Origin of the sequence: Saccharopolyspora indica (genome assembly GCF_027853965.1) — a bacterium.
GTDB classification, from domain to species: domain Bacteria; phylum Actinomycetota; class Actinomycetes; order Mycobacteriales; family Pseudonocardiaceae; genus Saccharopolyspora; species Saccharopolyspora indica.
In genome coordinates, this window is sequence record NZ_JAQGLB010000020.1 from 111,995 (window position 1) to 124,325 (window position 12,331).

Here is a 12,331-nt window from a genome sequence, read left to right on the forward strand (position 1 = left end):
GCGCGGCTGCGCGGGGAACGTCAGTAGACCGGGCCGGTGTACTTCTCGCCGGGGCCCTGGCCCGGGGCGTCCGGGATGGCCGAGGCCTCGCGGAAGGCGCGCTGCAGCGTCTGCAGCCCGTCGCGGATCGGGCCGGCGTGCGCGCCCAGGTACTCCACCGAGGCGGTGACCAGCCCGGCCAGGGCGGTGATCAGGCGGCGGGCCTCGTCCAGGTCGCGGGTGGCGGCGGAGTCGGGGTCCTCGTCGGCCAGGCCGAGCTTCTCCGCCGCGGCGGACATCAGCATGACCGCCGCGCGGCTGATCACCTCGACGCTGGGAACATCGGCGAGGTCGCGGACGTTGTCCTGGAAGTCCGCGTCGTGTGCTGGCTCACCGGTCGGGTCGGTGCTGGTCAGGGGCGTTGGCTGCGGTTCGGTCACGCCTGCTACCCTGACACGCACGACCAGCTCCCGCGCAGGCGGGGGCGGCAAAGTGGAGTCCCGCTCCCACCCGAGTGGCCGCTACAGGCCTCCGGGTCCGGTCCTGCCGGTGGTGTAGTGCCACCGGTGGTGCGAAACGGTGTTGCAGTGCCGGTTCGATCGGTTGGAGTCAGGATCCCGCGGTCCGCGCGAGCGGAGCGACGGGATCTTCGCATTCCGGGGTGAGCTCTACGCGCCGCGGTGCAGAAGAACAGCCATCGAACCGAGGAGGGGCCCATCAGCTCCGAGACGCGCATCAATGACCGCATCCGGGTACCGGAGGTCCGACTGGTCGGGCCGAACGGTGAGCAGGTCGGGATCGTCCGCATCGAGGACGCGCTCCGGCTGGCCCAGGAAGCGGATCTGGACCTTGTCGAGGTCGCCCCGCAGGCGCGCCCGCCGGTCTGCAAGCTCATGGACTACGGCAAGTTCAAGTACGAGAGCGCGCAGAAGGCTCGCGAGTCGCGTCGCAACCAGCAGCAGACCGTCATCAAGGAGCAGAAGCTCCGGCCGAAGATCGACCCGCACGACTACGAGACGAAGAAGGGCCACGTGTCCCGCTTCCTCAACCAGGGTCACAAGGTCAAGGTGACGATCATGTTCCGCGGTCGTGAGCAATCGCGTCCCGAGCTGGGTTTCCGCCTGCTGCAGCGACTGGCCGATGATGTTTCCGAACTGGGGTTCATCGAAGCGAACCCGAAGCAGGACGGTCGGAACATGATCATGGTTCTTGCGCCGCACAAGACGAACAAGACCAAGCCCAAGGCGAACGCCTGACGGACGTCTGGGGCTCGTGATTGTGACGCCGGGCCGGGACGCAAACCGCGCCCCAGCCCGGCATCAGTACGAAACGAGGACGAGAAGATGCCGAAGAACAAGACCCACAAGGGCACCTCGAAGCGCTTTCGGGTGACCGGGACGGGCAAGCTCCGGCGCGAGCAGGCCGGCCGCCGCCACATCCTGGAGAAGAAGTCCAGCCGCGTGACCCGTCGCCTGGAGGGCACCGAAGCGGTGTCCAAGGCCGACACCCCGCGCATCAAGAAGCTGCTGGGTCTCTGATCTCGCAGGCCCCTGGACCGGGGCCGCAGGTCAGCAGGACACCAGTCACCCGCACGGGCGGTCATCCCCCGCCCCCGATGAGATAACAGGACGGACCCCGTGGCACGCGTCAAGCGGGCAGTCAACGCCCAGAAGAAGCGCCGCACCATTCTCGAGTCGGCCCGCGGCTACCGCGGTCAGCGCTCGCGGCTGTACCGCAAGGCCAAGGAGCAGATGCTCCACTCGATGACCTACTCCTACCGCGACCGGCGCGCCCGCAAGGGTGACTTCCGGAAGCTGTGGATCACCCGCATCAACGCGGCGACCCGCCAGCACGGCCTGAGCTACAACAAGTTCGTGCAGGGCCTGAAGGCCGCCGAGGTCGAGGTCGACCGCAAGATCCTCGCCGAGCTCGCGGTCAACGACCCCACCGCGTTCGCGGCGCTGGTCGAGGTCGCCCGCAAGAACCTGCCGGAGAGTGCGGCCTGATCGCCGACGGCACCTCTGCTGCACCGCGACCCGGGACGGCTCCGCTCACGGAGCGATCGTCCCGGGTCGCGGTCGCTCGCAAGCTCACCCGCCGCGCCGGGCGCGAGAAGGCCGGGGCCTTCCTGGCCGAAGGCGCTCAGGCGGTGGGTGAGGCGTTGACCGCGCACGCGGCCGGAGCGCTGCGGATGCGCGAGCTGTTCGCCACCGAGCACGATCGCCACGCCGAGCACCTGGATCGCGCCCGCACCGCGGGCGTGCCGGTGCACCTGGTCACCGAGCGGGCCGCGGCGTCGCTGTCGGAGACGGTCACGCCGCAGGGCCTGGTGGCGGTGTGCGACCTGCCCGCCGTCGAGCTGCCCGCCGCGCTCGCCGAGCGCCCGGCGCTGGTCGCGGTGCTGGTCGGCGTGGCCGACCCGGGCAACGCGGGAACCGTGGTGCGGGTCGCCGACGCGGCCGGCGCCGGTGCGGTGCTCTTCGCCGGGGACACCGTCGACGCCTACAACGGCAAGGCCGTGCGCGCCTCCACCGGCAGCCTCTTCCACCTCCCGGTCGCCCGCGACCGGGACGTGAGCGCGGTGCTCGCCGCCTGCCGCGAGGCCGGGCTGCGCCTGGTCGGCGCGGACGGCTACGCCACCGGCGACCTCGACACCGCGGATCGCGCCGGTGAGCTGGACGGGCCCACCGCGTGGGTGTTCGGCAGCGAGGCCCACGGACTGCCCGATGAGGTGAAATCGCAGCTGGACACGACGCTGCGGGTCCCGCTGTACGGCCGCGCGGAGAGCCTCAACCTGGCCACCGCCGCGGCGGTCTGCCTCTACGCCTCGGCGCGCGCCCAGCACCGCGCCGGATAGCGGCGGTTTCAGGCAGAACTGACCTCTGCGCACCAGGCGCGGAGGTCGGCGGTTTCAGGCAGAACTGCCAACCAGCTGGTCAGGGCTGTGCTGGTGGAACACGCCGCAGCGGATCTCCGCGAAAACGGGTTGGGGCCGTCGCATAGACTTCAGGGGCTAGCTTGCGGTCGGAGTCCGCATGCCGACGAGCAGGTTCGTCAGCCCGGGAGGCTCGGGCGCTGATGCCTGTCGGATCAACGGGAGTCACGCACACACGATGTCTGGAGCCAACGACCAGTACGACCCGAAAGAGGTCGCCGCGCTGTCGCCGGAGACGCTGGACCGCGCGGTGGTCGAGGCCGGCGAGGCCTTCGCGGCGGCCGCCGATCTCGACGCACTGGCCGCCGCCAAGCCCGCGCACCTCGGTGACCGCTCGCCGCTGCTGACCGCCCGCCGGGAGATCGGCGCCCTGCCGCCGAAGGCGCGGTCCGAGGCGGGCAAGCGCGTCAACCAGGCCCGCGAGGCGATCCAGAGCGCGTTCGACGACCGTCGCGCCGCGCTGGAGGCCGAGCGCGACCAGCGGGTGCTGCGCGAGGAGACCGTCGACGTCACGCTGCCCTGGGACCGCGTCCCGGCCGGCGCGCGGCACCCGAACACCCAGCTCGCGGAGGAGATCGAGGACACCTTCCTGGCCATGGGCTGGGAGGTCGCCGAGGGCCACGAGCTGGAAACCGAGTGGTTCAACTTCGACGCGCTGAACTTCGGCAAGGACCACCCGGCGCGCACCATGCAGGACACCTTCTACGTGGCCCCGGAGAACTCCGGGCTGGTGCTGCGCACGCACACCTCGCCGTCGCAGATCCGCGCGCTGCTGGACCGCGAGCTGCCGGTGTACGTGGTGTGCCCCGGTCGCACGTACCGCACCGACGAGCTCGACGCCACCCACACCCCGGTGTTCTCACAGGTCGAGGGCCTGGCGGTGGACAAGGGCCTGACCATGGCGCACCTGAAGGGCACGCTGGACGCCTTCGCCAGGTCGATGTTCGGCCCGGAGTCCACCACCCGGCTGCGCCCGTCGTACTTCCCGTTCACCGAGCCGTCCGCGGAGATGGACATATGGTTCCCGGAGAAGAAGGGCGGCGCCGGCTGGGTCGAGTGGGGCGGCTGCGGCATGGTCAACCCGAACGTGCTGCGCGCCTGCGGCGTGGACCCGGAGGTCTACACCGGCTTCGCCTTCGGCATGGGCCTGGAGCGCACCCTGATGTTCCGCAACGGGATCCCCGACATGCGCGACATGGTCGAGGGCGACGTCCGCTTCACCCAGCCGTTCGGCATCTGACACCCACCGACATGACTCACCGGAACGAGAGAAGGGCCTGACCAAGTGCGGATTCCGGTTTCCTGGTTGGCCGAGCACCTTGAGCTGCCCGAGGAGACGACCGCGGAGACGCTGGCCGAAGCGTTCATCCGGATCGGGTTGGAGGTCGAGGAGGTCACGCACCTGACGCAGGTGCGGGGCCCGCTCGTGGTCGGCCGCGTCGCCGAGATCGAAGAGCTCACCGAGTTCAAGAAGCCCATCCGGTACTGCCAGGTGGAGGTCGGCGAGAACGAGGCCGACGAGCAGCAGGTGCAGGGCATCATCTGCGGCGCCCGCAACTTCCAGGAGGGCGACCTCGTGGTGGTCGCGCTGCCCGGCACGGTGCTGCCCGGTGACTTCGAGATCACCTCGCGCAAGACCTACGGCAAGCTCAGCGAGGGCATGATCTGCTCGACCACCGAGCTGGGCATCGGTGACGACGCCGACGGCATCCTGGTGCTGCCGCCCGGTTCGGCCGACCCGGGCGACGACGCGGTGGGCCTGGTCGGGCTGGACGACTCGATCATCGAGCTGGCCATCACCCCGGACCGCGGCTACTGCTTCTCGGTGCGCGGCCTGGCCCGCGAGCTGTCCAACGCGCTGGACGTGCCGTTCGGCGACCCGGGCACCCGCCCGGTCCCGGAGGACGACCGGCCCTCGCGCGGCGTGGAGCTCAGCGACCCGTCGGCGTGCTCGCGGTTCGTGCTGCGCCGCGTGACCGGTGTCGACCCGACCGCGCCGAGCCCGTGGTGGATCCGCCGCCGCCTGGCGCTGGCCGGGATGCGCTCGATCTCGCTGGCCGTGGACGTCACCAACTACGTGATGCTCGAACTCGGCCAGCCGCTGCACGCGTTCGACGCGACCAAGGTGACCGGTGACCTGGTGGTGCGCCGCGCCGAGGCGGGCGAGAAGCTGATCACCCTGGACGGGGCGAGCCGCGAGCTGGACCCGGACGACATCGTCATCGCCGACGAGACCGGCCCGGTGTCGCTGGCCGGGGTGATGGGCGGCGAGTCCACCGAGATCGGCCACGACACGCACGACGTGCTGCTGGAGGCGGCGAACTGGGACCCGGCGAGCATCGCGCGCGCCATCCGCCGCCACAAGCTGCCCAGCGAGGCGGGCAAGCGGTTCGAGCGGCAGGTGGACCCGGCGGTCGCGCCGGTCGCCGTCGAGCTGGCCGCGCAGCTGCTGGTCCGATACGGCGACGGCACCATCGCGCCGGGCCGCACCGACGTGGGCGAGCCGAAGCAGCCCGAGCCGGTGACCATGCCGCTGGCGCTGCCGGACAGGATCGCCGGGGTGTCCTACGAGCGCGGCGTGACCGCGCGACGGCTGGGCCAGATCGGCTGCCGCATCGAGGTCAGCACCTCGGACGAGGGCGTCGGCCTGGTCACCGCGACGCCGCCGACCTGGCGCCCGGACCTGACGCAGCCCTACGACCTGGTCGAGGAGGTGCTGCGGCTGGAGGGCTACCACACGATCCCGTCGGTGCTGCCCGCCGCGCCGCCCGGCCGCGGCCTGACCGGCGAGCAGCGCCGCGAGCGCGCGGTCTCCCGCGCGCTGGCCGCCGAGGGCTACGTCGAGGTGCTGCCCTTCCCGTTCGTCGGCAAGGCGATGCTCGACGCGTTCGGCCTGGCCGAGGACGACGAGCGGCGCCGCACGATGTCGGTGCTCAACGCGCTGGAGAGCGACCGGTCGCTGCTGACCACGACGCTGCTGACCGGCCTGGCCGAGGTCATGCAGCGCAACGTCTCCCGCGGGCAGCGCGACCTGGCGCTGTTCCACATCGGACAGGTCGTGCAGCCCGCCGCGGAGCAGCCGCCGGTGCCGGAGGTCGGTGTCGCGCAGCGGCCCAGCGACGAGCAGCTGGCCGCGCTGGAGGCGGCGCTGCCCGCGCAGCCGAAGCACGTGGCGGTGCTGCTGGGCGGTCACCGCGAGCAGGCCGGCTGGTGGGGCAAGGGCCGCGAGGCGAGCTGGGCGGACGCCGTCCAGGCCGCCCGCGTGGTCGCCGCGGCCGCCGGTGTGGAGCTGGAGGTCGGTGCCGGTGAGCTGGCGCCGTGGCACCCGGGCCGCTGCGCGCAGCTGAAGGTCGGCGAGACCGTGGTGGGCCACGCCGGTGAGCTGCACCCGAAGGTCGTCGAGGCCCTCGGCCTGCCCAAGCGGACCTGCGCGATGGAGCTCGACCTGGACGCCCTGCCGCTGGTGGACGACCGCCCGGCGCCGCAGATCTCGCCGTACCCGCCGGTGCTGATGGACATCGCGCTGGTGGTGGACGCCGGGGTCGCGTCGGCGGACCTGGTCGACGCGGTCCGTACCGGTGGCGGCGAACTGCTGGAGGACGTCCGGCTGTTCGACGTCTACGCGGGCGAGCAGCTGGGCGAGGGCAAGAAGTCGCTGGCCCTGGCGCTGCGCTTCCGCGCTCCGGACCGCACGCTCAAGCAGGAGGAGGCCACCGAGGCCCGCGACGCGGCGGTCAAGTCCGCCGCCGACCGCCTCGGCGCGACCCTGCGCGCCTGACGATCGACCCAGCGGCCCCGCTCCCGACCAGGGACGGGGCCGCTGGCTTTTTCCGGCGGGGAGGGAGCGGCGTGGTAAAGCTGGACCGGTTGATCAACGTGCTCGGCGGTGTCGGGGCGAGGTTGGCCAGCGCACCGCGCAGCAGGTCCGCGGACCTGCGCTCGGTGGCGCTGCACGATCCGGCCGATCCCGGGGCCACCGGCGATGTGCTGCTGGCCGTCGGCGTCGACGCCGAGGACGCGGAGCTGATCGAGCGGACCTCCGCTCAGGTGGTGGTGTTCCGGGCCGGTGCGGTCGGGGAGCGGGTGATCGCCGCTGCCCGCGAGCGCGGGCTGGCCGTCGTGCTCGTCGATCCGGCGGTGTCCTGGGGCCAGCTGGCCGGGGTCGTGTACGGGCTGGTGCTGGAGGGGCGGGAGACCGAGGCGGGGCGGGGCCCGACGGATCTGTTCGCGCTGGCCGACGCGCTCGCCGATTCGGTGGGCGGCCCGGTCACCATCGAGGACCACCGCTCCGGCGTGCTCGCCTACTCCCGGCGGCAGCTCAGCGCCGACCGGGCGCGGCTGGCCACGATCCTGGGGCGGCAGGTGCCGGAGGAGATCCGGCGGACGCTGGCCGCGCGGGGCGTGTTCCGGCACCTGGAGACCTCGGACGAGCCGATGTACGTGGCTCCGCTGGAACCGCAGGACTCGCACGGGCGCGTGGTCGTCGCGATCCGCGCGGGCCGGGAGCTGCTGGGCTCGATCTGGGTGGAGACCCAGCAGCCGCTCACCGCCGCGCACGAGGCGGCGCTGGTCGGCGGCGCGCGCACCGCGGCGCTGCACCTGCTGCGCACGCGGGCCAGCGCGGACCTGGAGCGGCAGGTCGAATCGGACCTGGTCATCGGTCTGCTGGAAGGGCACGAGGACGCTTCGGCGGTGCTGAGCAGGCTCGGCCTGCGCAGCGAGCAGTTCCGGGTGGTGGCCGTGCAGGTGCACAGCGGTGCCGCACGGGACGAAACCGCGCTGCTGGCCTTCGAGCGGGCGACGATCGGGTTCGGCTGGTCGCGGCCCGGCCGCAGCGCGCTGTTCGCCAACACCGTCTACACCGTGCTGCCGCACGACGACGCCGCGCGCGCTCGCGAGTGGGTGCGCGCGCTGGTGCGCGATCTGCCTTCGGGCACCACGATCCTCGCCGGTGTCGGCGGAGCTGCTGGGCCGAACCAGCTCGTCGACAGCAGGCGCGAGGCCGATGAGAGCCTCGCGGTCCACTCGACGCGGGCCGGTCAGGACGCCGTGGTCTACGACGATGCGTGGCACGAGATCCTGCTGCGCCGCCTGCGGCACGCCGCCTCGACCGGTCGGCTGCCGGACCGCGGGCCGGTCGTCGACCTCCGGCGCCACGACCGCGAGCAGGGCACCCGCTACGTCGAGACGCTGCGGGCGTGGCTGGAGTGCCAGGGCGACCTCGGGGCGGCCGCGGCGCGGCTGGAGATCCACCCGAACACCGTGCGCTACCGGATGCGGAAGATGGCCGAGCTGACCCCGCTGGACCTGGACGATCCGAACGCCCGGCTGGCGATGATCATCGCGCTCGCGGTCGGATAGTGGATTTCGGCCAAACGGCGGTCCACCGATTGTCGGGTTCGGACACTGGCTGCGCGCGGCCGCCCAGGCATGCTCCTGTCGAGGTTCGCACCGAGGAGGCAGCATGCGCGAGGACGGGATCGACGGGATTCCGCGGCGGGCAGTGGTGGTCGGCGCCGGCGTGGTCGGTCTGTCCACCGCGTGGTTCCTGCAGGAGCACGGCGTCGAGGTGACCGTGCTCGACAAGCAGGACGTCGCGGCGGGTTCGTCGTGGGGCAACGCCGGCTACCTCTCGCCGGCCTTCTCGATCCCGCTGCCGGAGCCGGCGGTGCTGCGCTACGGGCTGCGCACGCTGCTCTCCGCCGACGCCCCGCTGCACGTGCCCGCCACGCCGGACATCGGTCTGTGGGCGTTCCTGACCCGCTTCGCGGCGCACTGCACGCCGCGGGCGTGGCAGCGGGGGATGCGGTCCTTCGTGCCGATGAACGCCGAATGCCTGGACGCCTTCGACGCGCTGCTGGCGGGCGGTGTCGAGGCGAAGACCGAGAGCGCGCCGATCACGGCGGCCTTCGAGAAGCCCGAGCAGGCCGCCGATCTGCGGCACGAGTTCGAGCAGATCCGCGGCTGCGGCCAGCCGGTCGACACCACCGAGCTGTCCGTGGCGGAAGCGGAGGTGCCGCAGCTGTCCGACCGCATCACGTCGGTGCTGCGGGTCGAGGGCCAGCGCTACGTCGACCCCGGCGAGTTCACCCGGGCCCTCGCGCGGTCCTTCGTCGAGCGCGGCGGCACGCTGCGCACCGGGTTCGAGGTGCGGGGCATGGTGCGCACCAGCGGCCAGGTGATCGTCAAGTCCGCTCAGGACGACCGGGTGTCGGCCGAGGTGGTCGTGCTGGCCGCCGGGGCCTGGCTGAGCAAGCTCGCCAAGCCGCTGGGTGTGCGCACCCCGGTGCGCGCGGGCCGCGGCTACTCCTTCACCGTCCCGACGGACCAGCCGGTCCCGGGCCCGGTCTACCTGCCCGCCGCGCGGGTGGCGTGCACGCCCTACCAGGGCGGCCTGCGGGTGGCGGGCACCATGGAGTTCCGACCGGTCGACGCGCCGCTGGACCGCGGCCGCATCGAAGCGATCGTCCGCTCGGCGCGCCCGCTGCTGACCGGGGTGCGCTGGGAGGAGCGCCACGACGAGTGGGTCGGCGGCCGCCCGGTCACGCCCGACGGATTGGCGCTGATCGGCGCGACCAAGCTGCCCGGCGCCTACGTCGCGGGCGGCCACGGCATGTGGGGCCTGACCCTCGGCCCGCTCACCGGGCGACTGCTCGCCGAGCAGATCACCACCGGCAAGCGCCCGGCGCTGCTGCGGCCGTTCGACCCGCTGCGGTGAACGAGCTGACCGCGGCGGAGCGCGAAGAGCTCGACCGCCTCCGCCGCGAGAACCACCTCCTCCGCGTGGAGAAGGAGATGCTCCTGCGCATCGCCACCGAGTACGCCCTCGACCAGCGAGTACCGGCGATCTCCGGCGAGAGCGGGAGCTGACGGCCGAGTAGTGGATCTTTCTCCGGAAACCGCCATCGCGCCCGCGTGCGCCCTGGCACCATGATCCGGTGACCGGACCTGGAGGTGCTCGGAGCCTGCAGGAGGTCTTGCGGCAGCGGCAGGGCAGCGAGTTCGTCGGCCGGCGTCAGCAGTGCGACGCCTTCCGCGCGAACCTGCGGGCACCGGTGGCCGAGCGCAAGTTCGTGTTCGGCCTGCACGGCCAGGCCGGCATCGGGAAGACCTTCCTGCTGCGCCAGCTGCGCGAGATCTCGCTGCAGCACTCCGCGCTGGTCGCGGTCACCGACGACAACGAGTCGAACCTGGTCCGCGTGCTGGCCGCGATCGCCCGCCAGCTGGCCGGGCAGGGCGGGGAGGCGCGGAACTTCGCGCAGCGGCTGGCCGAGTACGAGCAGCGGCACGACGAGGTGCTGTCCGATCCGCAAGCGCCGTCCGAAGCCCGCGAGCTGGTGATGGCCACGGCGGTCAGGTTCGGCCTCGGCGTCGTGCGCGCCGCCGCGCCCGGGCTCGGCCCGGTCGCCGATGCCGTCCCGCCGGAGCGGATCCAGGAGTGGGTGGAGCAGTGCCGCGGCTACCTGGCCAGGCGCTTCGGCAGCCAGGCCGATGTCCGGCTGCTGCTCTCACCGGTCGAGGAGCTCACCCCGCACCTGGTGGACGACCTGCGCAAGATCGCCCGCCACCGGCAGCTGGTGGTGCTGTTCGACAACTACGAGCGCACCGCCGAAGTCGTCGAACCGTGGCTGCTGCGCCTGCTGCACGGGTACTACGGGGAGCTCCCGCTGGGGCTGGTGCTCGGCGTCGCGGGACAGCACCCGCTCGACTTCAACCACTGGGGCGAGTTCTCGTCGATCCTGGTGTCCTGGCGGCTGGATCCGTTCACCGTCGAGGAGTCCAGGACGCTGCTCGGCCGGAAGGGCGTCCGGGACCCGGAGCTGGCGGAGGTGATCCTCGAACTCTCCGGCGGGCTCCCGCTGCTGCTCGCCAGCCTGGCCGAATCGGGCGACGACGGCGTGCACGACCCGACCGGGATGGCGGTGGCGCGCTTCCTGAACTTCGTCCCGGAGCAGGAGAGCAGGGACGACGCGGTGCTGGCCGCGCTGCCCCGGGTGCTGGACGAGGACGTGCTGGCCGTGCTGCGCGAGCCGGGCCGGGCGGTGGGCCTGTTCCGGTGGCTGCGGGAGCGGCCGTTCGTCCACGAGGACCAGGGCCAGTTGAAGTACCACCACGTGGTGCGGGAGAAGATGGTCCGCTACGAGCGTGGCCGCGCACCGCGGCGCTTCCGCCAGCACCACCAGGCGCTCGCCGAGCACTTCCGCCAGCGCCGCGAGGAGCTCGGGCTGCCCGGCGACTCCTGCTGGTTCGACTGGGAGTGGCGGATGCTGCTGGTGGAGGAGCACTACCACCGCCTGTGCTCGGCCGCGCACCGCTGGTTGCCCGAGGCGTTGCACCACTGCGCGACGGCATGCGGCATCGAGGCCGAACCCGCCGTGCACGCCTGGCTCGACGCGATCGCCGCGGCGGCGCGGGATTCGGCCACCGATGCTGTGGTTGCGTGCGCCCAGGATCTGCAGCGGTTCGTGGCACCTGGCGGTTCGGTCGATCGCGCGGAACTGCAGCGGTACCTGACCAGGCGGTTGGAACAAGCCGGTTTCGGGCAGGTGGTGGGTGCGAGATCCATCGCTCCCGGCGGCGAGTCCGAGAACCGGGTGGTGCACGGCACCGCTCATCAGAACTTCTTCGGTGGCGGCGAGGAGGGCTCCGCGCCGGTGATCGGTGAGTGAGCGCTCAGCGGGCGCGGGGGAGGTGGCGGGTGGCGAACTCCTCGGCGGTGATGCCCATCAGCACCAGGTACTGGGCCCCGCCGCAGAGGAACTCCGGGTCGCGGAGGCGGCCCTCCTCGCGGAAGCCGAGCCTGGCGTGCAGGGCCAGCGACGCGGTGTTGCAGCCGTAGATGCCGACCTCGCACTTGGTGAAGCGGCGGTGGCCGAACATGTAGCCGAGCAGCGTGCTGATCGCGTCGTCGGCGTAGCCGCGGCGGCGGTGCCGCGGGCCGATCCCGATGCCGTAGCTGAAGGTGCCCGGCTCCGGCTGGCTGGTCGACAGCGAACCGACCAGGGTCCCGTCGTGCCGGGTCTCGATCGCCAGCTGGAGGTCCTCGCCCGGGTCCAGGTGGTCGGCGCGGTGCGCCGCCCAGTGCCGGTAGCCGTCGAACTGCGGTGGCCCCTCCTGCGCGGACGCCCGGTCGAAGCCGATCAGGGTGCGCCGGTCCGCCGGCTCGACGCCGCGCAGCAGCACCCGCCGTCCCACCCAGCCCGCAGTCGGCCGCGAAGCTCGGTGGTCGACCGCGCTCGGCCGGGGCGGGATCATCGTCATCAGCACCGATGATCCCGCGCCGCCCAACCGATCTCGCAAGGGGGTCGGGTGAGCCACGGCACTTGCGCGCAGTGATGCCAACGCTTCCCCGAGCCCGGCTCAACCGAGATAGTGGGCACCGGACGTTGATCATGCCTTCGCGGAGCGCTGGGAGGA

At 72.4% G+C, this 12,331-nt stretch carries 12 protein-coding genes; 10 read left to right on the forward strand and 2 right to left on the reverse strand.

Going from position 1 to position 12,331, the window contains the following annotated elements; translation table 11 throughout:
• Nucleotides 1–20 precede the first annotated feature (20 nt).
• A complete protein-coding gene (locus OU416_RS32210) occupies nucleotides 21–395 on the reverse strand; it encodes a DUF1844 domain-containing protein (RefSeq protein ID WP_270930864.1) in 375 nt (124 codons plus the stop codon).
• 264 nt (nucleotides 396–659) lie between these two features.
• On the opposite strand from OU416_RS32210, the gene infC reads away from it, so the two are divergent.
• From infC to OU416_RS32260, 10 genes are all read left to right on the forward strand, one after another.
• Complete coding sequence (gene infC, locus OU416_RS32215; protein WP_093159793.1) at nucleotides 660–1,235, forward strand: translation initiation factor IF-3; 576 nt, start codon at nucleotides 660–662, stop codon at nucleotides 1,233–1,235.
• 87 nt (nucleotides 1,236–1,322) lie between these two features.
• Complete coding sequence (gene rpmI / locus OU416_RS32220) at nucleotides 1,323–1,517, forward strand: 50S ribosomal protein L35 (RefSeq protein WP_270930834.1); 195 nt, start codon at nucleotides 1,323–1,325, stop codon at nucleotides 1,515–1,517.
• Nucleotides 1,518–1,616: 99 nt separating this feature from the next.
• Nucleotides 1,617–1,985: a 50S ribosomal protein L20 gene (gene rplT, locus OU416_RS32225; RefSeq protein WP_093159788.1), complete on the forward strand. Its 369-nt coding sequence runs from the start codon at nucleotides 1,617–1,619 to the stop codon at nucleotides 1,983–1,985.
• Entirely contained in the window at nucleotides 1,982–2,836 is an 855-nt protein-coding gene (locus tag OU416_RS32230; RefSeq protein WP_372907149.1) for a TrmH family RNA methyltransferase, read from the forward strand. Before rplT ends, OU416_RS32230 begins: the two co-directional genes overlap by 4 nt.
• Before the next feature lie 256 nt (nucleotides 2,837–3,092).
• A complete protein-coding gene (gene pheS, locus OU416_RS32235) occupies nucleotides 3,093–4,154 on the forward strand; it encodes a phenylalanine--tRNA ligase subunit alpha (RefSeq protein ID WP_093358776.1) in 1,062 nt (353 codons plus the stop codon).
• Between the two features lie 45 nt (nucleotides 4,155–4,199).
• Complete coding sequence (gene pheT, locus OU416_RS32240; RefSeq protein ID WP_270930835.1) at nucleotides 4,200–6,692, forward strand: phenylalanine--tRNA ligase subunit beta; 2,493 nt, start codon at nucleotides 4,200–4,202, stop codon at nucleotides 6,690–6,692.
• Between the two features lie 71 nt (nucleotides 6,693–6,763).
• Complete coding sequence (locus OU416_RS32245) at nucleotides 6,764–8,275, forward strand: PucR family transcriptional regulator (RefSeq protein WP_270930836.1); 1,512 nt, start codon at nucleotides 6,764–6,766, stop codon at nucleotides 8,273–8,275.
• A 103-nt stretch (nucleotides 8,276–8,378) separates the two neighbouring features.
• On the forward strand, nucleotides 8,379–9,632 hold the full coding sequence (locus OU416_RS32250) for an NAD(P)/FAD-dependent oxidoreductase (RefSeq protein ID WP_270930837.1): 1,254 nt from the start codon (nucleotides 8,379–8,381) through the stop codon (nucleotides 9,630–9,632).
• Nucleotides 9,629–9,784, forward strand: coding sequence for a hypothetical protein (locus tag OU416_RS32255; RefSeq protein WP_270930838.1), 156 nt, complete (start codon nucleotides 9,629–9,631; stop codon nucleotides 9,782–9,784). The genes OU416_RS32250 and OU416_RS32255 overlap by 4 nt, the downstream gene beginning before the upstream one ends.
• A gap of 68 nt (nucleotides 9,785–9,852) precedes the next feature.
• Nucleotides 9,853–11,583, forward strand: a complete 1,731-nt coding sequence (locus OU416_RS32260; protein WP_270930839.1) for an ATP-binding protein — start codon at nucleotides 9,853–9,855, stop codon at nucleotides 11,581–11,583.
• A 4-nt stretch (nucleotides 11,584–11,587) separates the two neighbouring features.
• Here the strand turns inward: OU416_RS32260 and OU416_RS32265 are convergent, their stop codons facing one another.
• Nucleotides 11,588–12,175: a GNAT family N-acetyltransferase gene (locus tag OU416_RS32265; RefSeq protein ID WP_270930840.1), complete on the reverse strand. Its 588-nt coding sequence runs from the start codon at nucleotides 12,173–12,175 to the stop codon at nucleotides 11,588–11,590.
• Nucleotides 12,176–12,331 lie beyond the last annotated feature (156 nt).

Excerpts from the sequence above, each read along its gene's own strand:
- OU416_RS32250 (WP_270930837.1), top strand. The coding sequence starts at position 8,379 with ATGCGCGAGGACGGGATCGACGGGATTCCGCGGCGGGCAGTGGTGGTC.
- rpmI (WP_270930834.1), top strand. The coding sequence starts at position 1,323 with ATGCCGAAGAACAAGACCCACAAGGGCACCTCGAAGCGCTTTCGGGTG.
- pheS (WP_093358776.1), top strand. The coding sequence starts at position 3,093 with ATGTCTGGAGCCAACGACCAGTACGACCCGAAAGAGGTCGCCGCGCTG.
- OU416_RS32265 (WP_270930840.1), bottom strand. The coding sequence starts at position 12,175 with ATGACGATGATCCCGCCCCGGCCGAGCGCGGTCGACCACCGAGCTTCG.